Annotated in this window: 22 protein-coding genes; 21 read left to right on the forward strand and 1 reads right to left on the reverse strand. The window is 43.1% G+C overall.

The window, feature by feature from the left end; translation table 11 throughout:
- Window positions 1–4 precede the first annotated feature (4 nt).
- A complete protein-coding gene (locus NIE88_RS12455; RefSeq protein ID WP_253062530.1) occupies window positions 5–955 on the reverse strand; it encodes a DUF1385 domain-containing protein in 951 nt (316 codons plus the stop codon).
- Window positions 956–1187: 232 nt separating this feature from the next.
- Here NIE88_RS12455 and NIE88_RS12460 point away from each other — a divergent pair, with 232 nt between their 5' ends.
- The 21 genes from NIE88_RS12460 to NIE88_RS12565 all read left to right on the forward strand — a co-directional run bounded on the left by NIE88_RS12460 (window position 1188) and on the right by NIE88_RS12565 (window position 18746).
- On the forward strand, window positions 1188–1694 hold the full coding sequence (locus NIE88_RS12460; RefSeq protein WP_253062532.1) for a YqhR family membrane protein: 507 nt from the start codon (window positions 1188–1190) through the stop codon (window positions 1692–1694).
- Window positions 1695–1923: 229 nt separating this feature from the next.
- Window positions 1924–2481, forward strand: coding sequence for an elongation factor P (gene efp / locus NIE88_RS12465; RefSeq protein WP_253062534.1), 558 nt, complete (start codon window positions 1924–1926; stop codon window positions 2479–2481).
- A 285-nt stretch (window positions 2482–2766) separates the two neighbouring features.
- Entirely contained in the window at window positions 2767–3720 is a 954-nt protein-coding gene (gene spoIIIAA / locus NIE88_RS12470) for a stage III sporulation protein AA (protein WP_290446459.1), read from the forward strand.
- 5 nt (window positions 3721–3725) lie between these two features.
- Window positions 3726–4232, forward strand: coding sequence for a stage III sporulation protein SpoIIIAB (gene spoIIIAB / locus NIE88_RS12475; protein WP_253062639.1), 507 nt, complete (start codon window positions 3726–3728; stop codon window positions 4230–4232).
- 259 nt (window positions 4233–4491) lie between these two features.
- A complete protein-coding gene (spoIIIAC, locus tag NIE88_RS12480; RefSeq protein WP_023511026.1) occupies window positions 4492–4695 on the forward strand; it encodes a stage III sporulation protein AC in 204 nt (67 codons plus the stop codon).
- Between the two features lie 14 nt (window positions 4696–4709).
- Window positions 4710–5111, forward strand: coding sequence for a stage III sporulation protein AD (gene spoIIIAD / locus NIE88_RS12485; protein WP_253062536.1), 402 nt, complete (start codon window positions 4710–4712; stop codon window positions 5109–5111).
- A 1-nt stretch (window position 5112) separates the two neighbouring features.
- A complete protein-coding gene (spoIIIAE, locus tag NIE88_RS12490; RefSeq protein WP_253062538.1) occupies window positions 5113–6318 on the forward strand; it encodes a stage III sporulation protein AE in 1206 nt (401 codons plus the stop codon).
- An 11-nt stretch (window positions 6319–6329) separates the two neighbouring features.
- A complete protein-coding gene (spoIIIAF, locus tag NIE88_RS12495; RefSeq protein WP_253062539.1) occupies window positions 6330–6971 on the forward strand; it encodes a stage III sporulation protein AF in 642 nt (213 codons plus the stop codon).
- Window positions 6968–7630 (forward strand): stage III sporulation protein AG, encoded by a 663-nt coding sequence (spoIIIAG, locus tag NIE88_RS12500; protein WP_253062540.1) that lies wholly within the window; start codon window positions 6968–6970, stop codon window positions 7628–7630. Before spoIIIAF ends, spoIIIAG begins: the two co-directional genes overlap by 4 nt.
- Before the next feature lie 12 nt (window positions 7631–7642).
- Entirely contained in the window at window positions 7643–8176 is a 534-nt protein-coding gene (locus NIE88_RS12510; RefSeq protein WP_290446461.1) for a SpoIIIAH-like family protein, read from the forward strand.
- Window positions 8177–8441: 265 nt separating this feature from the next.
- Window positions 8442–8927 carry an acetyl-CoA carboxylase biotin carboxyl carrier protein gene (gene accB, locus NIE88_RS12515; RefSeq protein WP_253062641.1) on the forward strand — a complete coding sequence of 162 codons (486 nt, stop codon included), beginning with the start codon at window positions 8442–8444 and terminating at the stop codon, window positions 8925–8927.
- A gap of 14 nt (window positions 8928–8941) precedes the next feature.
- On the forward strand, window positions 8942–10294 hold the full coding sequence (accC, locus tag NIE88_RS12520; RefSeq protein WP_253062541.1) for an acetyl-CoA carboxylase biotin carboxylase subunit: 1353 nt from the start codon (window positions 8942–8944) through the stop codon (window positions 10292–10294).
- Between the two features lie 19 nt (window positions 10295–10313).
- Entirely contained in the window at window positions 10314–10721 is a 408-nt protein-coding gene (locus NIE88_RS12525; RefSeq protein ID WP_253062542.1) for an Asp23/Gls24 family envelope stress response protein, read from the forward strand.
- A 129-nt stretch (window positions 10722–10850) separates the two neighbouring features.
- Window positions 10851–11255, forward strand: coding sequence for a transcription antitermination factor NusB (gene nusB, locus NIE88_RS12530; RefSeq protein ID WP_253062543.1), 405 nt, complete (start codon window positions 10851–10853; stop codon window positions 11253–11255).
- A 21-nt stretch (window positions 11256–11276) separates the two neighbouring features.
- Window positions 11277–12143 (forward strand): bifunctional methylenetetrahydrofolate dehydrogenase/methenyltetrahydrofolate cyclohydrolase FolD, encoded by an 867-nt coding sequence (gene folD, locus NIE88_RS12535; protein ID WP_253062642.1) that lies wholly within the window; start codon window positions 11277–11279, stop codon window positions 12141–12143.
- Window positions 12143–13498, forward strand: a complete 1356-nt coding sequence (gene xseA / locus NIE88_RS12540; RefSeq protein WP_253062544.1) for an exodeoxyribonuclease VII large subunit — start codon at window positions 12143–12145, stop codon at window positions 13496–13498. The genes folD and xseA overlap by 1 nt, the downstream gene beginning before the upstream one ends.
- Window positions 13491–13745, forward strand: a complete 255-nt coding sequence (gene xseB / locus NIE88_RS12545; RefSeq protein WP_253062545.1) for an exodeoxyribonuclease VII small subunit — start codon at window positions 13491–13493, stop codon at window positions 13743–13745. Before xseA ends, xseB begins: the two co-directional genes overlap by 8 nt.
- Window positions 13742–14626 carry a polyprenyl synthetase family protein gene (locus NIE88_RS12550; protein ID WP_253062547.1) on the forward strand — a complete coding sequence of 295 codons (885 nt, stop codon included), beginning with the start codon at window positions 13742–13744 and terminating at the stop codon, window positions 14624–14626. The genes xseB and NIE88_RS12550 overlap by 4 nt, the downstream gene beginning before the upstream one ends.
- A 745-nt stretch (window positions 14627–15371) precedes the next feature.
- Window positions 15372–15983 carry a hypothetical protein gene (locus tag NIE88_RS12555; RefSeq protein WP_253062549.1) on the forward strand — a complete coding sequence of 204 codons (612 nt, stop codon included), beginning with the start codon at window positions 15372–15374 and terminating at the stop codon, window positions 15981–15983.
- Between the two features lie 19 nt (window positions 15984–16002).
- Window positions 16003–17919 carry a 1-deoxy-D-xylulose-5-phosphate synthase gene (dxs, locus tag NIE88_RS12560; protein WP_253062551.1) on the forward strand — a complete coding sequence of 639 codons (1917 nt, stop codon included), beginning with the start codon at window positions 16003–16005 and terminating at the stop codon, window positions 17917–17919.
- Window positions 17916–18746, forward strand: coding sequence for a TlyA family RNA methyltransferase (locus NIE88_RS12565; RefSeq protein ID WP_253062553.1), 831 nt, complete (start codon window positions 17916–17918; stop codon window positions 18744–18746). The genes dxs and NIE88_RS12565 overlap by 4 nt, the downstream gene beginning before the upstream one ends.
- The last annotated feature ends 29 nt before the right edge of the window (window positions 18747–18775 follow it).

Genomic DNA, 18775 nt, shown 5'->3' on the forward strand with positions numbered 1-18775 from the left:
TTTTTTAAAGCACCTGCCGCACAAGTGCTTGCTTTTTTTCAATGACTGATTCCCTTCGCCGCATCTCTTCAAACGCATGAATGCCGATTTCAATCTGGTCATCATCAGGCTCTTTCGTTGTCAACAGCTGAACCCACAGCCCTGGATAGCCCAGCCATTTCAGCACAGGTATATGGCGCACTTTATTTGTAAGTCTGAGAATTTCATAGGCCAGCCCAAGGTCAAGAGGAATCAGTGCGATTCGATAAACGAGTCTGAGCCATAACGGTTCGGTCGGAACAAAAAAGTAAAGAAAGATACTGATAATCGCAGTAAAGAGAATAAAGCTTGAACCGCATCTGTAATGAAGTCTTGAGTGCCGGCGCACATTTGCAACAGTCAGTTCGTCGCCGCTTTCAAATGTATTAATTACTTTATGCTCCGCTCCATGATATTGAAACAGCCTTTTCATAATCGGCGTTAATGAAACAAAATAAACATAGCCGACAAGAAGTAAAATTTTGAAGAAACCTTCAAGCAGTACCTGAGCAATATCACCGGAAATAATTGGTTCGAATAAATTCGCAATGAACGCAGGGACGAGCGTAAAAATAAACTTAGCAAAAAGAAATGAAATAATGCCCAATGCTGTAAGGCCGATTACAGTTTCTAGATGAAATCCTTTCTTAGGTTCCTCACTCGCGTCGATTTTTGCGTCCGGATCTTCATCAAAGACCTCCGAAGCATAGTTCAGATGCTTTGTGCCGAGAGCACTCGCTTCAATAATGGCCACAATTCCTCGGATAACAGGAACTTTGCGGAAAAGTGCGAGGGATTGAATTTCTTTTTTTGGTGCTTCAAAGTAAGTAACCGATTGATCCCTTCGCCGCACGGCCGTCACGGTTGTGTATTTGCCGCCCATCATCACACCTTCAATAACCGCTTGCCCGCCATATATAGGAAGAATTTTTTCCATTAACTAATCAGCCCGATTCTAATCAATAATTTTATATCTCTATACTTATTCTTATTCTACCCGAATTTACTTAAAACCTCTAGATCTGTGCAGCTATCTGTTCATAGTTTTCTAGTTGAGAACTTATTTCCGACGGTAGAACGAACTTTTTTGCCATATAAGTACATGGATTGTATCGAGTTGGGCATAATGAAGCGCATGAACTAGGATTATAAGAGGGAATAATTAAATCATGGTTAGACATAAAAAAAAGATAAAGGGAAAGAAAAAAAATAAATTATCGAAATCAATCGGACGTACGGCGATTACCGGTTTGTTCGGGGGCATGTTTTGGTCCGCGATGGGGCTCATCTGTTATTTGTTAAATTTCAGCATAGTTGGTCCGTCTTTATTATTTGCACCGCTTACCTTTTGGAAATGGAGAAATGAAATTGGCGGGCAACTTATAGCTATTACCGGGATCGGTGTCATTTCTATTCTCATTGCTTTAATTTATATGCTGCTATTCAGCAAAATAAAATCAATTTGGTTTTCAATTGGTTTCGGCCTTCTATTATGGGGATGTGTCTTTTTCCTTTGTCAGCCATTTCTTAACGGTTTACCGTATTTGACGAGGTTGGATAGGAACACATTGACAACGACACTATGCTTGTACGCGCTCTATGGTCTGTTTATCGGCTACTCTATTTCTTTTGATTTTGAGGAAAATTCAAAGGGGAGCAACTATTCAAATCAGTGATGCTGTGGTAAAATGTCTAAAGTGAATTTTGTCTGCGCACCGTTCATCGATGCGAGCGGGAAAATCCTTGTTAGAGCGCTTTTCAATGCATTTTTTCCTGAATAAGGGAATGAATGCTTTTTTCATGGGTGTGGGCATGAGCGTTTTCAGACATTGTTTTTCATTATTTAAAATGAGTGACGGGGACGGTCCCCATAGCAACAAGTGGCGCATTTAAAGGAGGAAGCTTATGATTTCTGTAAACGATTTTAAAACAGGTCTGACAATTGAGGTTGACGGAGATATCCTTTCCGTTATCGAATTTCAGCATGTAAAGCCGGGAAAGGGCGCTGCATTTGTGCGTTCGAAATTAAGAAACCTTCGTACCGGAGCGATTCAGGAAAAAACATTCCGCGGCGGCGAAAAAGTAAATCCCGCACGTATTGAGAATCGCAAGATGCAGTATTTATATTCGAGCGGATCAACTTATACATTCATGGACATGGAATCTTATGAACAACTCGATTTGGATGCAAGTCAAATTTCGGATCAACTGAACTTCTTGAAGGAAAACATGGAATGCAATATTCAATCCTATCAAGGTGAAACGCTTGGTGTTGCGCTGCCTAATACGGTTGTTCTTGAAGTTGTCGAGACAGAACCGGGAATCAAAGGCGATACGGCTTCAGGCGGTTCAAAACCTGCAAAACTTGAAACCGGTTATGTTGTCAGTGTTCCGTTCTTCGTCAATGAAGGGGACAAATTGGTCATTGATACTCGTTCAGGACTTTATGTTTCCCGGGCATAATTAGTTTAGGCAAATACTTAAAAAAGTGGCTTCTTCGGAAGCTGCTTTTTTTATATTAAGCAATGTTAAACACTAAGCTAGTACTAACAACGTTAAAAAGTTTTCTCATTCGCCGCTCCAATTGATGCAAATACGTATCTCCTTTTTTATTCCTCAAACTCATGCGCCTTTTCCCTATGGTTCCCGTGTTAATCTAGGCTGAAGCAAGCATATTGTGTACAAGCCGGCATATATTTTGAGAAGAACTATAGAACTGTTCAGCAGTCTTTATCCGAGGTGATTCTTTTGAACGAGATTCTGCCCTATCTTCCTGAATCATTCCAGCAAATCATTCTTCGGATGCCTGAAAAAGAACGCAGCATGCTTGAGGAAATACGCTGTCGTACAGATCGGCCATTAGAGTTGATCGTATCCGGAAGTCAATGGGTGCCGGGTGACAATACAAGAATGCCGACTTTCAGCAGGGAGCAGGCACGCCAACTGCTTCAGAAAATAGGAAAATATTCATTGTACACACTTGAAGAGGAATTGAAACGCGGTTACGTAACCATTCAAGGCGGACATCGAATTGGGCTGGCCGGGCGCGTAATCACGGAACATGGCCATGTGCTCCGTTTGCGGGATGTAACTTTTTTCAATATTCGTCTTGCGAAACAGAAAATTGGTGCCGCACTTCCCCTAGTACCTTTTCTTTACAGCCATCGGCGCTGGTTTAATACACTGTTAATCGGAGCACCTCAAACGGGTAAAACGACAATGCTCAGAGACTTGGCACGTCTTGTAAGTGAGGGTATTGAGGAACGTTACATTGCGTCCCGGAAGACAGCCATTGTTGATGAACGCTCTGAAATTGCCGGTTGCGTGAACGGTGTTCCTCAGAATCGGTTAGGCATACGTACCGATGTAATGGATGCGTGTCCGAAGGCTGAAGGAATGATGATGATGATTCGATCAATGAGTCCAGAAGTACTTATTGTCGATGAAATTGGCGGATCTGATGACACAGCCGCTTTGTTTGAAGCGTTAAATGCCGGTGTGACCGTTATGGCGACCGCCCACGGCTTCACGTTTGATCAGCTCTCGCAGCGGCCGTCCATTCGACCATTAGTCAATGCCCAGCTATTTGATCGCTATGTGGTTCTGTCGCGTAGGAATTATTCAAATCAGGCGGGCTGTCGGTTAACGATACTTGATCAATTGGGTCGGAAAATGTCTGCAACAGAGGGGATCTGGCAGTGATAAAAATGATCGGATCGCTTCTTATTTTATTTGCGTCGACTGCGGCTGGACTGCTTCTTGCGAGACGATTCCGAGACAGACCAAGAGAAATCAGACAATGGCGATCCGCTCTTCAATCCATTGAAGCAGAAATCATTTATGGACGTGTTCCAGTCGATCAATTGGCAGAAGACCTCTCCAGACAAATGCCGGAGCCATTGAACGTTTTTTTTACTTTACTTCGCGACCAGCTTCGCATAAAAAGGTTACCGCTTCAGGAGGCCTGGATTAACTCTGTGGAACAATTTTGGCCAAGCACATCAATGAAGGTTCCGGAAAAAGAAATTATTCTTCAGTTTGGTACAACGCTTGGAACCGAAGACGCAGACAATCAAAAGAAACATATTCAGCTTGCTCTAGCACATTTAGAGCGTGAGGAATCCAACGCGCGTCAGTCTCAACAATCAAATGAGAAAATGATGCGAAGTCTGGGCTTTTTAACGGGCATACTGGTTATTCTTTTATTCATATGAGCGACATCAAATGCCGAGTTTCTAGGAACAATGATCGCACAACTACCTTACGAACCTACACCCTAAGTCTGTGAATGATTTTAGGCAACTTGATTTTCTAGCTTCTTTTGTTGGTTAGCGTCTTAATGAATTGATTATAGAACGTAGGGTTACTTTTACGGATGAGGTCGCCCGAGATACCGATTCATCTCGGTAATCTATTATCGAGCTTTCTCAGTTATCGATCTGTCTTTGGTTGAGGGGAGAGGGGGGGTTCTCAGTGTCATTAGATGTGAATACAATCTTTCAAATAGCTGGTATCGGCATCATCGTTGCTATGATTCAAACGGTTTTGAAACAGATGGGCAAAGATGATTGGGCGCAGTGGGTCACTCTAATCGGATTTATTGTGATTCTCTATATGGCCGCGACACTCATTGATGATCTCTTTGAAAAAATACGTCAAGTATTTCTCTATATGTAGAGAGGAACGGGCCAATGGATATTCTTCAGATCGTCGGCTTGGGACTGGCTGTCACCTTTCTTGCACTTATCTTAAAAGAGAAAAATCAAGTATTCGCACTGATCGTATCACTTGTCGCCGGTGTATTCATTCTGCTTATGATGGTCGATCAAATTCGTCTGGTTATGGATATGCTGAACAACATGGCGCAAAACGCACATTTGAATAATGTCTATGTCGCGACGATTCTTAAAATTATCGGCATTGCTTATATTTCCGAATTTGGTGCGCAAATTGCTAAAGATGCGGGACAGAACTCGATTGCCGGTAAAATTGAACTGGCCGGCAAACTGATTATTCTCGTCATGGCGATCCCTATACTGACCGCCATCGTCGACACGGTGATGCATCTAATGCCGCAAATGGGAGGTGGTTGAGTTGTCACTTGTCTTGAAAAAAAGAGGTGGTCGCAGTCGTATTCTTTTTATCATGATGATTACCTTTTTTCTTGTGCTTTGCCTGGACAAGCCTGCTTATGCCGACCAATCCGATCAAGCAATCAATAAATGGTCGGATCAACAGCTGGATAAGATTGATACGACTCAAATCGAAGCGTACTGGAATAAGGTTGTTACCGATTATGGCGGCTTTTTGCCTGAAACAGAGCCTGATTTTAAAAACTTTGTGCATTCAAACAAGCAAAATTTTTTTAAAAAACTCATTAATGGCGCTGTTGACTATTTTTTACATGAGCTTGTTGTAAGCAGCAAGCTGCTTGGCACATTAATTCTACTCACGGTGTTTTCCACATTGCTGCAAACAATTCAATCAGCCTTTGAACATAAAGCAGTTTCTAAGATTGCTTATCTTGTCATTACGTTAGTTCTGGTGATCTTGCTTCTTAACAGTTTCCGACTTGCTATCGGTTATACGAATGATACCGTGAGCGCCATGAGCCAATTTCTTGTCGCACTCATTCCACTCATCTTTGCCTTGACTGCTGCCACCGGCGGGATTGCTTCGGTCGCCTTTTTTCACCCGCTCGTGATTTTTCTTGTGAATGCGTCAGGTTGGCTGATTTCATCATTTGTCCTCCCATTGCTTGTTATGTCTGCATTGCTCGCAATTGTGAGTACTCTTTCGGACCATTACAAACTCACGAGGTTGAGTGAACTACTCAAAAATGTGGCGCTTTTCACTTTAGCGGGCTTTTTTGCCATATTTCTTGGTGTCATATCCGTTCAGGGAGCTGCAACTTCCATATCTGATGGATTGATGGTGAAATCAGCCAAATTTTTTACAGGAAATTTCATTCCGGTTGTCGGCAGGATGTTTACGGAAGCCGCTGACACAGTGATGGGCGCATCAGTGCTTCTCAAGAATACAATCGGAATTGCAGGACTATTGATCTTAATTTGTATCACTGTTTTTCCACTGTTAAAAATAGTGTCTCTTGCCTTTATTTATAATTTGGCGGCTGCGGTTCTGCAACCGCTTGGCGGCGGTCCGGTCATTGACTGTTTGGTCATCATGGCTAAAAGCGCCTTTTATTTATTTGCATCGCTTGCTGTCGTCTCACTCATGTTCTTTCTTGCGATTACCATCATCGTTGCTTCCGGAAATCTCTCGCTGATGGTGCGATAGGGGGTGCAATTGTGAGTTATCTCATCAACTGGGTGTCGGAAATTGTTTTGATTGTCCTTTTTGCTGTCATTCTTGAATTGCTCGTACCGTCGGGAGCATTTCAGAAATATATCAAATTTGTCATTGGTCTTGTGCTGATTGTTGCGCTTATGGATCCGGTCATCCGCCTGTTTCAGGTGGATCCGAGCAGCCTGCTTCAAGGGCTTAAATCGGAGCAACATGATGCACCGATAAAAAGTGAGACAGCTCGTCAAAAAAATGAAATACAAAAGGCCCAAGCTGCATATATTCAAGAACAAGTGGCTGTCCGTATGAAAAATCAAGTAAAGGAGGAGTTGAATGAGAAATACGGATTGCAGATCACAAAATTGGCATTATCAGCTCAAAAAGTTGTTGGACAAGAACTGTCATTGGATAAGGTTACAGTCACCGTCGGAAAATCGGAACAAAACCATCGTCGTCAAGAATCCGGAATTCGGACCATTCAACCCGTTAAAAATGTATCCATCGACTTAGGGAAAAACGATTCAGAAAAAAACAAGGTACATGAATCCGATGAGATGAAAAGCGTCCGCTCCTTCCTTGCCAAACGATGGGAACTCAATCAGAGACTCATCAAAGTAAATCGTGAAGGAGGGAAGAAGAGCCAGTGAAAAGATGGATTGAGAGTATATCCCGGTTGTTTCTCAGTGGAAAGGACAAAAACGGGAATCCTGTTAAGAATACAAAAGGGGCTTTGATAAAACTGACGATGCTTGCGCTGGTTGGCATGGCGCTTCTGGCGGCAAATCATTATTCTACCGGAAGTCAGGCAGGTCAAAAGCTTGCAACCAAACAGACGTTCAGTACGAAAGATTCAAAGACTCTTTCGGATATTAAGACAGGCAGTCAGCAGGGCTCAATGACATCAATTGAAAAATATGAAAGCTATGTGAATCAAAATCTAAAAAATATATTAGAACAGATTCGCGGTGTATCGAATGTATCCGTTATGGTGACCTTTTCTTCAACTGAAAAAAAAATCTATCAAAACAACACCAAAATTCAGGATAACCAAACGAGCGAGACCGACCAAAAAGGCGGAAAACGTGTGGTCAGTCAAAAAGATGAGGATACGGAGGTGGTCATGATTGATCAAAACGGCAGTAAAATTCCTGTAGTCATTGGTAAAGAACAACCGACTGTCCGCGGCGTTATCGTCGTCGCTCAAGGTGCACAGCAGCCTACTGTTAAGGTACAAATTATGGATGCGGTCGCAACTGTTTTGGACATTCCTTCATATAAGGTAAAGGTACTGGAAAAAAATGAATGAGGAGGCAATAACATGATCAAGAAACAAACTGTTTGGCTACTGACTATGCTTAGTTTAATCGTTGTATTATCGGTGTACGCGTTATCCTCTCCAGGAAGCAATTCAGGGCAGGATGGGCAGTCAGCCGCCGAAAAAGCTAAACCCGCAGCAGCGGATGTGAAAACGGGAAAAACGGTAGCAACTACTGTCGCAGCGACAAAATTAGCAGATATAGAATTGAGTAAAAATGATGAACGCGCACAATTGGAAAAAAAGTATGAAAATGTGATTGCGTCAAAAAACAGTTCCGCAAAGGAAGTGAGTGCGGCATATGACGCGATGGCGAACCTGAAAACATTGGCGGATAATGAAACGATGCTTGAAGATGTCGTTCAATCAAAAGGTTTTAAAAACAGTGTTGTAAAAACAAGCGGAAGTCAAGTACAAATTTTTGTTGATTCAAAAAAATTAACAGATAAACAAGCAAATCAGCTGATTCAGCTTGCTAATGAATATCTTGGTACAGGCAGAGTTGTCAGTGTTACCTACGCATTGAATGAGAAGTAAAAAGAAAATCCATTTTTTGAAGATTTTTTGAACAAAATTAGGTAGAATAGAAACTGTTGCAATTTCCTGCGACAGTTTTTTTGCGTGATCCGAAACATTTCATACAAGTTCTTCGTAGAACTTAAAGGCTGTCGTTCCCGGAAAATGAGTAAAATTAAAATAAATTTCCCAAACAAACTACCTTAAGTTCATTTATTGAAACAGGAATGATATGGATGATATGCTATAATTGAGAACAAAGGTACGGGACAAAGGAGTGCTGGATTTGCTAAGTATTGAAGACATTAAAGCATTAATAAAGGAGATGGATTCATCTTCAATAAGTGAGCTGAAATTTGAAGCAGAGGATGCAAAGCTTACCTTAAAAAAGGCTGAAGCATTCGCAGGAAAAGCAGTCGTCCAAGCTGCTGTACCGCAGGTGGCAGATATACAGCCAGCAGCCCAACCGGAAGCTCATGCAGCTGCGCATGCAAACCATGCAACAACAGATGAGAGTATGGATGATTCCTCACTGCACAAGATTACGGCTCCGATGGTCGGAACCTTCTACTCTTCTTCGTCCCCTGATTCAGGAGCCTTCGTCAAGAAGGGTTCGAAAGTAGACAAGAAAACGGTCGTTTGCATTATTGAAGCCATGAAACTCTTTAATGAGATCGAAGCGGAATGCAAGGGAACCATTGTTGATGTTCTCGCAGAGGACGGACAGCTTGTTGAATATGGTCAGCCATTATTTCTGGTTAAGGAAGATTAAGGAGTTCATTATTTATGATAAAAAAAGTTTTAGTAGCGAATAGAGGAGAGATCGCGGTTAGGATTATCCGCGCATGTAAAGAATTAGACGTAGAAACGGTCGCAATTTATTCCCAAGCGGATAAGGATGCACTTCATGTTCAACTGGCTGATGAAGCCTATTGCATCGGACCAAATGCACCGAAGGACAGCTATCTGAGTTATACGAACATGATCAGTGTAGCAACGTTGACGGGCTGCGATGCTGTTCATCCCGGTTACGGCTTTCTTTCCGAAAATGCTGATTTTGCTGAAATGTGCGAGGAATGCAACCTTAAGTTTATTGGTCCTACCTCTGAAGCAATCAGCAAAATGGGGATTAAGGATATTGCCAAACAAACTATGAAAAATGCGGGAGTGCCCGTTGTTCCTGGTTCTAATGGAGTAATCAGCAGTATTGAGGACGGGATGAAAATCGCCAATGATATCGGTTATCCTGTCCTAATTAAAGCAACAGCCGGCGGTGGCGGAAAGGGCATCCGTGTTGCCCAGGATGAGGAAGAATTACGACACGGCATCACAATTACGCAGCAGGAAGCAGACACATCCTTTGGCAACTCAGGGGTATATATTGAGAAATATATTGAAGATTTTCGTCATGTGGAAATTCAGATACTCGCCGATACTCAGGGGAATGTGATTCATCTTGGCGAGCGAGATTGTACGATCCAAAGACGTCTGCAAAAATTATTGGAGGAATCACCTTCACCTGCACTTAATGAAGCAAAGCGCCGAGAGATGGGGGATGCAGCTGTTCGTGCCGCCCGCGCCGTTCATTATCGTGGTGCCGGTACCATTGAATTTATTTATGAGCCCAATGGTTCGTTTTATTTCATGGAAATGAATACGAGAATTCAAGTGGAACATGGTGTTACGGAGGCGGTGACCGGTTTGGATCTTGTGAAAGAACAGATTCGAATTGCTTCTGGCGAACCCTTATCGGTAAAACAAGAGGATATTTATCTGCGTGGTCATGCGATTGAATGCCGGATTAATGCTGAAGACTCTGAAAAGAATTTCATGCCGTCATGCGGACGCGTGGAAACCTACCTTGCCCCCGGAGGACCTGGGGTGCGCGTGGATTCAGCGGTTTATCAAGGCTATTTTATTCCGCCGTACTACGACTCAATGGTATCAAAAGTAATTGCCTATGGAAAAACAAGAGAAGATGCGATTGCGATTATGCGCCGCGCACTTGGGGAATATGTGATTGAGGGAATTAAAACAACGATTCCCTTTCATCTTCAATTGCTGCAGCATCCGGTCTTCGAGAGTGGTGCATTCAATACTAAATTCTTGAAAAAATACCCGCTTAACGAACAAAGCTAATCATGGAGGTGTGACATTCATGCCCGAAAACGAAAATCGTTCAATAGAAGTTGAGGAACAACAGGAGGATCTAGGCAGAATCGAAATTTCTCCTGAGGTTATTGAGGTCATTGCGAGTCTTGCCGCAGTTGAAATTGTCGGGGTCAGTGATTTGCATGGTAATTTTGCTTCAGGAATGGTTGAGAAGCTGAGCGGCCGCAACTATCGAAAAGGTGTCAAAGTTGACTTGACCGATGACGGTATTATCATCGATGTTCAGCTGACGATGAATTACGGTGTCTCTATACCTGATGTCGCTGAGAAGGTGCAGGATAATATTGTACAGACATTGAAACGGATGACAGCGCTAGATGTTCATGAAATTAACATTCATGTTGTCGGCGTTCGTTTCGATCACAAAGAAAAGACTGATTCCGAGATCGATTAAGAAGCAAAGGACAAGAGCTTTCCCTTTGCTTCTTTACATGTCCTGTGAACGATGAAAGCCGGGAGCAACGCGTGATACGTTGTTTCGTTACTCTAAAGAGAGTCAGTATTAAGTGAAAGGGAGTCAGTAATGAACCGAAGAGAAGCACGCAAAATGGCGCTCCAAGCCTTGTTTCAGATGACGCTCAGCAAAACAGACCGAGCGACAGCACTTGGAGCTGTCAACGAAAGTGGACAGCCCATTGATTCATTTGTGAATCGTTTATTGGATCAAACCTTGAATAATGAAAAGGAAATAGATCAATTGATCAGCAAACATCTGCAAAATTGGTCACTGGATCGCGTTGGGAATATCGACAAAACAATTTTAAGAATTGCGGTATGCGAAATTCTCTATTTTGATGACATTCCAATCACTGTTTCGGTAAATGAAGCAGTCGAGTTATGTAAAATTTATAGTGATGAACAAACAAGAAAGTTTGTGAACGGCGTATTATCTGGTATTTCCAAGGAAATTGAAACGAAAAGTCTATAATCTCAGAAGGATGGTTGAATGATGGGTGCACAACGAATTGATGGGAAATTGATTGCTGCTGAAAAAAAACAAGCGATGAAATCTCAGATTGAGTCGATGAAACAGCAAGGATATGTTCCTGGACTCGCTGTTATTCTTGTGGGAGAAGACCCTGCATCCATGTCCTATGTAAAAGGAAAAATTCGTGACTGCAAAGAAGTTGGCATTTATTCTGAACTAATTCGTTTTTCCGAAACAGTAACAGAAAAACAGGTGCTGGATGAGATAGGCAAGCTCAATGAGAATGATGAAATACATGGGCTTTTAGTTCAGTTACCACTCCCAGATCATATTTCTGAGCAAAAAGTTATTCAGACGATCAGTCCTGAAAAAGATGTTGACGGCTTTCATCCGATCAATGTCGGCAGATTGGTTACGAAGCAAGAGGGGTTTGTTTCATGCACGCCGGCAGGCATTATTGAAATGCTGAAGGCAATTAATGTTCCGATATCCGGAAAACATGTTGTTATTGTCGGCCGAAGCAATATAGTCGGAAAGCCTGCTGCAATGCTTTTCTTAAATCATGACGCAACGGTAACGGTTTGCCATTCGAAGACAGAGTCTCTTTCAGAGTACACGAAACAGGCAGACATCCTAGTTGCTGCAGCAGGAAGAGAGGCACTCATTCACGCCAATGATATTAAGCCCGGTGCGGTTGTCATTGATGTCGGTATGAACCGCAGCGGTTCAGGAAAACTGGTTGGTGACGTAGTATTTGATGAGGTAAAGGAAAAAGCAAGCTACATTACACCGGTTCCCGGCGGTGTCGGACCGATGACCCGAGTGATGCTTCTCGAAAACACATTAATTGCTGCAATGCGTCAAAATAAAAAGGCGGGTAGGCAGTAATGGAAAATGATCGATATATTAGCGTTACTAAACTGACTCGATATATTAAACAATTAATGGAGACCGATGGAAATCTGCAAAATATCTGGCTGCGCGGTGAGATATCAAATTTTAAACGACATTCTAGGGGCCATCTATACTTAACGATTAAAGATAAAAATTCAAGAATACGTGCGGTCATGTTTGCAGGCAACGCGCGCCAATTAGCCTTTGAACCAAAAGACGGTATGAAGGTTCTCGTTCAGGGCTCGGTTGCGCTTTATGAACCATACGGTGAATATCAGATTTATATTCGCGAGATGCAGCAAGATGGGTTGGGGAAGCTTTATCTTGCCTATGAAGCGTTGAAAAAAAAGCTTCAAGATAAAGGAATGTTCGATTCCTCATTAAAGAAACGTATCCCTGAGGTTCCCTATGAGGTAGGCATTATCACCTCAACAACCGGAGCTGCTATTCGTGATCTGTTTACGACGATTAAACGAAGGTTTCCCGCAGCAAGAATTACTGTGTTTCCAGTACTTGTTCAAGGTGTGGAAGCCGCTCCTTCTATTGCATCTGCAATAAATCAGGCGAATCAAGTGCGTGAGCTTGATGTACTGATTGTCGGCCGCGGAGGCGGTTCAATTGAGGATCTATGGGCATTTAATGAAGAAATCGTTGCTGATGCAATCTTTAAATCACGGATTCCGGTCATTTCTGCAGTCGGGCACGAAACAGATTTTACCATAGCGGATTTTGTTGCAGATAAACGTGCACCGACGCCTACGGCAGCAGGTGAATTTGCTGTTCCGAATCGTGATGATTTGGAACGGAGAATGAATCAATCTGTTTCACAATTGGTCCAGGCGTTAGCCGGTAAACTGCGCGAAGAAAGACTGCGTCTGCATCGGCTGCAGCAGTCTTACGCTTTCCGCTACCCGGGGCAGCTCATTCTGCAAAAAGAGCAAGAATGCGACAGGCTGATCGAGCGTTTGAACAACGCGGCAGCCGGACAGCTTCTTCGAAAACGGGAACGTGTTACAATGATTGACCGTTTATTAGGTCAGAGCGGACCGCAGCAGTTAGTCGCAAGAGCACAACGTTCCCTAGATGATCGACAGCAGCAGTTAGTACGAGCTTTCAAGGTCTTACGTAAAGAAAGGGGAGCGTACTTTGAAAAGCTGGTTGCTCAGCTGAACGGCTTAAGTCCACTTAAGATTATGAGCCGCGGCTATGGACTGGCATTTAACGAAAAAGATCAATTAATTAAATCGGTACGCGAGATAGCACCTGGTGATATGTTTAATCTTAAGCTGCATGACGGAAATATAGATTGTCAGGTTTGGGGCATAGAGGAGGCGGATGAACATGTGTGATTCGATGAATAAAAATGAGAAGGAACCCGTTTTTGAGGAAGCGATGGATCAGCTGGAGCAAATTGTGAAGCAGTTGGAAGAAAATGATGTACCTCTCGAAAAGGCGATCGGACTTTTTCAAGAAGGTATGGCGCTCTCAAAGCTGTGCCATGACAAGCTTGAAAAGGTCGAAAAGAAGATCGATCAGCTCATCGGACCGAATGGTGAAACAAAACCTTTCTCGGTTCAAGGAGATGATGAACAATGAATCAAATGCTGAAGGCCTATATGGCGAACAAAAAAGCATGGTTTGAAGCAGAGCTTCCCATGCTTTTTCAAAATGCGGCTATTACACCGAAGTTAAAACAGGCAATGCTCTATTCATTGGAGGCGGGAGGAAAAAGAATCCGTCCGATATTGCTTTTTGCTACATTGCATTCATTGGGGAAAGCGGAAGATAATGGCTTAAGTACGGCACTTGGTTTGGAAATGATACATACGTATTCGTTGATCCATGATGATCTTCCGGCAATGGATAATGATCGCTTAAGACGAGGAAAGCCAACAAATCACTGCGTTTTTGGTGAAAGCACAGCTATTTTAGCCGGTGACGGTTTATTAACCGCAGCCTTTCAATTGATTGCGAATGATCCGTTCATTGATGAGAACACTAGAATTAAGCTTGTTTATTTGCTTGCAAAGGCTGCCGGACCGGAGGGAATGGTTGGCGGCCAGCAAGACGATCTTCAAGCAGAAGAAAAAAAGATAAATCTAAATGAACTCATGTCTATTCACAAAAGAAAAACAGGACGACTGATCCGATTTCCTGTAGAAGCCGCTGCTGTCATTGCAAAAGTAGACAAAAAGAAAAAGCAGACATTAGTTTTGTATGCGGAACATCTTGGACTCGCCTTTCAGATTGGTGATGATATTCTTGATCTTACCGGCGAAGAAAAGGCACTTGGAAAGCCTGTTGGCAGTGATATTGCCAATCATAAAAACACATATGTCAGCCTTCTCGGTACGAACGGGGCTAAAGAAAAACTTGAACAGGAAGTAAATGCATCGCTTGCTGAACTTAGAAAAATTGGACTTGAAAATGGTTTGCTCTCCGATCTTGCAAGCTATTTGCTCCATCGTACCTATTGATATTAATGGAACAAAGTTTGAGCGTTTGTCGGATTTGTGATAAACTTAAATGCGATAAATTGATGGTGCAGTATTCTAGTCACTCTACTTTACTTGAAGACGGGGCTAAAAATCCGTCAAAGGGCACATCGATGAAGTTCCTGGTGCCGGCTTAAGGCGCCCAGCTTTGGGCTTGTGCTGGGAGTAAAGGGCGTAGGGCGATCCGCAACGGCATGTGGGCGAAGACCCTGCGCCCGTGGAGACACGTACGTTGTTTGCTTTAAATAGCTATGACTATGTGGAAAACCTGTTTCGTAAGTACTTAATCATTAAGGAAAAGCGAACAGCGTAGCCTGCCTTGAGTGGGAAAGAGGGGATGGTCGGTGCATAACCTTGAACTACTTGGCCGGTATGATAAGGGGCACCTTCCTGAAATCAATTCTGCAAAAGAGGCTAGAGTAAAGTTTCAAGAGTGCTTGAGGAAATCTCCTAGACTGTCTGCAGATCTGCAGCATTTGAAAAGGATTATGGTGCGGTCTGAGTGGCGTTCCAGTTCGATGTGCGGCGACGGCATCGGCCAAGTTTTAATAGGAAACTGCCTGCTTGGCAACAACAGGTAACTTGGCGGGAAAACCTACTGGACCTAAGCCGCAATGTTTACTTTTCAAATGACCTCGCTACATAATTCATACCGCATAGAAATAAGATATTTTTTAAGGATGTGAAACGTCCATTTTGCAGTTAATTGTGTCAGGATGGAATACACATGAAAAATGAGCTTAAAAAAGCATTAAAATGGGCGGTACCCTTAGCTGTTATCACGTTTGTGCTAGCGGCTATTTTTTCAATTGTTTCGACTGCTGTACTTAGTAATGCTAATGTCATCAGCGGTACTATTGTCGTTCTTGTTATTATTCTTATTGCCCTTTTCTTTGATATAATCGGTGTTGCTTCCACGGCTTCCAGTGAGGCCCCCTTTCATGCAATCGCATCAAAAGGTATGAAAGGTGCAAAATACTCGGTTTGGTTGACAAAAAATGCCGACCGGGTTAATACCTTTTGCACTGATGTTATTGGTGATGCAAGCGCTATAATCAGCGGTACAGCTGCGTCCGTTGTTGTAGTAGAAATGATGGCGCTGCTCGTTTACAATAAAAGCGGGGTTGTTGAGTATATTATCTCTGTGATTGTGACGAGCTGCGTTGCAGCACTGACTGTTTTTGTGAAAGCACTTGGCAAAGGATTTGCTATTAAAAATTCAACGAAAATCATTTACAGAGTCGGCTATGTCATGTACTTTACCGAAGCTCGTTTGCACATTCCGATCCTTAAGATTCTTGATACAAAGAAAAAAAGAGTAAGAAGAGAAAATCGGTAAAAAAGGATGGGTGACATTTATGGACGTTTCAAAAATAAAGAATCCACAATTTCTAAAAAAAATGTCCGTCAGTCAAATGAACGAACTCGCCGGCGATATCCGCTCTTTTCTTATTAAGAAGCTGTCAAAAACCGGGGGGCATCTTGCGCCGAATCTTGGCGTGGTTGAGCTGACACTTGCGCTTCATAAAGTGTTTAACAGTCCAAAAGACAAATTATTGTGGGATGTGGGGCACCAGTCCTATGTGCATAAGATCCTGACCGGAAGAGGAGACCGTTTTGATTCGCTGAGACAATATAAAGGATTGTGTGGTTTTCCTAAACGAAGTGAGAGTGAGCATGACGTTTGGGAAGCAGGACACAGTTCAACGTCTCTTTCTGCTGCGCTAGGTATGGCTGTTGCCCGGGACCTGAAACACGAAAATTTCGAAGTCGTCGCAGTTATTGGCGATGGTGCATTGACAGGAGGAATGGCGCTGGAAGCGCTGAATGATATTGGCCATCAGAATAGAAATATGATCATTATTCTGAATGACAATGAAATGTCGATTGCGCCTAATGTCGGTGCACTTCACAATATGCTGAATCGAATCCGCTCGGCGAATAAATACAATAAGGCCAAAGAAGATCTTGAATATCTTATGAAGAAGATTCCGGCGTTTGGCGGCAAAATTGCTTCAGCAGCCGAGCGTTTAAAAGATCGGCTGAAATACTTGCTTGTATCCGGCGTGTTCTTTGAAGAATTGGGGATTACTTATCTTGGTCCGGTGGACGGACATAATTTGAGTGCACTCATGGACAGCTTTAACTACGCCATTAAGAAAAAAGGGCCGGTTATTATTCATGTTCTGACCCAGAAAGGCAGGGGTTATAAACCTGCGGAGTTAGATGAAGTCGGTACATGGCATGGGACTGGACCTTATAAAATAGAATCTGGAGCATTCATCAAACCGATTGCGGCAGCACCGGCTTACAGTAAAGTCGTCAATGATACCTTGCAGGAGCTCGCACGCGAAGACAAGCGAATTGTTGTTATTTCGCCCGCTATGGTTGTCGGTTCCAAGCTAGAAGGGTTTGGCAAAGAATTCCCTGATCGCTTGTTTGATGTTGGCATCGCCGAACAGCATGCGGCGACTTTCGCTGCGGGCTTGGCGACACAAAAAATGAAACCCGTATTAGTTATCTATTCAACGTTTATGCAGCGTGCTTACGATCAAATTTTACATGATATTTGCAGACAAAATTTAAATGTTGTGATTGCTGTGGATCGGGCCGGTTTGGTCGGCGCAGATGGGGAGACACATCAAGGTGTCTTTGACATCGGCTTTCTGCGTAGCTTGCCTAATCTAACCATTATGATGGGTAAAGATGAGAATGAACTGAGAAACATGATTTATACGGCAATAAACGATAATCAAGGACCAATCGCTGTTCGTTATCCACGCGGAAATGGCATCGGAGTGGCAATGAACTCGCCTTTACATGAGCTCTCGATTGGTTCCTGGGAAGTTATCCGCGACGGCCGTGACGTAACGGTGCTGGCGTTCGGTCCAATGCTGCAAATTGCGTTGAAAGCGGCGAAGCAGCTTGAGACGGATGGTATCCAAGTACAAATTGTTAACGCACGCTTTATAAAACCGCTTGACAGTAAGATGTTATCTGAGCTTGCGGCACATGGCAGACCGATTTTAACCGTTGAGGAAGGGATGCTTGCCGGAGGATTCGGATCAAGCATCTTGGAGTTTTTTCACGACCAGGGCATCTACGATTTAATGATTGAACGAATGGGGATCGATGATTGCTTTGTTGAACACGGCAGTGTCAATGAATTATTAAATGAATTGGGATTAACCAGTGAGCATATCAGTATTCGGGTGAAACAAATGCTTAAAAATAGAACCGGAACGAATCGGATTAGGAAGGCCATTACTTCATGAAAGATCGGGAACGAGTTGACGTCCTTCTTGTCAAGAAGGGATTGTTTGAATCTCGGGAGAAAGCGCAAAGAGCGGTTATGGCCGGGATGGTTTACCATGGTGATTTGCGAATTGACAAACCGGGAAGCAAGGTTGACAGTACATTTGAATTAAATATTAAAGGGAATCCTCTTTCGTATGTGGGACGCGGCGGACTAAAGCTTGAAAAAGCGCTCAAGGTATTTAAGTTGGATCTTAAGGGAGTGCTGATGCTGGATATCGGCGCATCGACGGGTGGGTTTACCGACTGCGCGCTTCAAAATGGGGCGAAGAAAGTATATGCGCTTGATGTCGGTTATAATCAATTAGCTTGGAAATTACGCAGCGACCCGCGTGTCATTGTCATGGAGAAAACAAATTTCCGCTATTGCACTCCTGAAAATTTTCAAGAAGGTCTGCCTCAATTTGCATCGATTGATGTATCGTTTATCTCACTGAAAAAAATCCTGCCTCCATTGATCGAAATTTTGCAGCGCAATGGAGAAGTCGTTGCACTCATCAAACCACAATTTGAGGCGGGGAGAGATGAAGTCGGAAAGAAAGGCATCGTCCATGATCCGAAAGTGCATGTGTCCGTTGTGAATGAAATCCTTCAATTCGCGCTCGATTGCGGCTACTCACTGCTCGACCTCAGTTATTCACCGATTACCGGAGGTGATGGAAATATTGAATTCCTTGCTTATCTACGTTCGAGTAAAGGGCACGCAGTCAATTTGTTGCAGAAATCGCCTGAGGAAGTTGTTCGCAGCGCTCACCGGAATTTCAAACAAAAAGATAATAAGGCATAAACCTGAAAACGGGTTTGCTTTATTATTTT

It is taken from the genome of Sporolactobacillus shoreicorticis (assembly GCF_024125445.1).
Lineage (GTDB): Bacteria > Bacillota > Bacilli > Bacillales > Sporolactobacillaceae > Sporolactobacillus > Sporolactobacillus shoreicorticis.

Excerpts from the sequence above, each read along its gene's own strand:
- NIE88_RS12455 (WP_253062530.1), bottom strand. The coding sequence starts at position 955 with ATGGAAAAAATTCTTCCTATATATGGCGGGCAAGCGGTTATTGAAGGT.
- NIE88_RS12460 (WP_253062532.1), top strand. The coding sequence starts at position 1,188 with ATGGTTAGACATAAAAAAAAGATAAAGGGAAAGAAAAAAAATAAATTA.
- efp (WP_253062534.1), top strand. The coding sequence starts at position 1,924 with ATGATTTCTGTAAACGATTTTAAAACAGGTCTGACAATTGAGGTTGAC.
- spoIIIAB (WP_253062639.1), top strand. The coding sequence starts at position 3,726 with ATGATCGGATCGCTTCTTATTTTATTTGCGTCGACTGCGGCTGGACTG.
- spoIIIAD (WP_253062536.1), top strand. The coding sequence starts at position 4,710 with ATGGATATTCTTCAGATCGTCGGCTTGGGACTGGCTGTCACCTTTCTT.
- NIE88_RS12510 (WP_290446461.1), top strand. The coding sequence starts at position 7,643 with ATGATCAAGAAACAAACTGTTTGGCTACTGACTATGCTTAGTTTAATC.
- accC (WP_253062541.1), top strand. The coding sequence starts at position 8,942 with ATGATAAAAAAAGTTTTAGTAGCGAATAGAGGAGAGATCGCGGTTAGG.
- NIE88_RS12525 (WP_253062542.1), top strand. The coding sequence starts at position 10,314 with ATGCCCGAAAACGAAAATCGTTCAATAGAAGTTGAGGAACAACAGGAG.
- nusB (WP_253062543.1), top strand. The coding sequence starts at position 10,851 with ATGAACCGAAGAGAAGCACGCAAAATGGCGCTCCAAGCCTTGTTTCAG.
- folD (WP_253062642.1), top strand. The coding sequence starts at position 11,277 with ATGGGTGCACAACGAATTGATGGGAAATTGATTGCTGCTGAAAAAAAA.
- xseA (WP_253062544.1), top strand. The coding sequence starts at position 12,143 with ATGGAAAATGATCGATATATTAGCGTTACTAAACTGACTCGATATATT.
- xseB (WP_253062545.1), top strand. The coding sequence starts at position 13,491 with ATGTGTGATTCGATGAATAAAAATGAGAAGGAACCCGTTTTTGAGGAA.
- NIE88_RS12550 (WP_253062547.1), top strand. The coding sequence starts at position 13,742 with ATGAATCAAATGCTGAAGGCCTATATGGCGAACAAAAAAGCATGGTTT.
- NIE88_RS12555 (WP_253062549.1), top strand. The coding sequence starts at position 15,372 with ATGAAAAATGAGCTTAAAAAAGCATTAAAATGGGCGGTACCCTTAGCT.
- dxs (WP_253062551.1), top strand. The coding sequence starts at position 16,003 with ATGGACGTTTCAAAAATAAAGAATCCACAATTTCTAAAAAAAATGTCC.
- NIE88_RS12565 (WP_253062553.1), top strand. The coding sequence starts at position 17,916 with ATGAAAGATCGGGAACGAGTTGACGTCCTTCTTGTCAAGAAGGGATTG.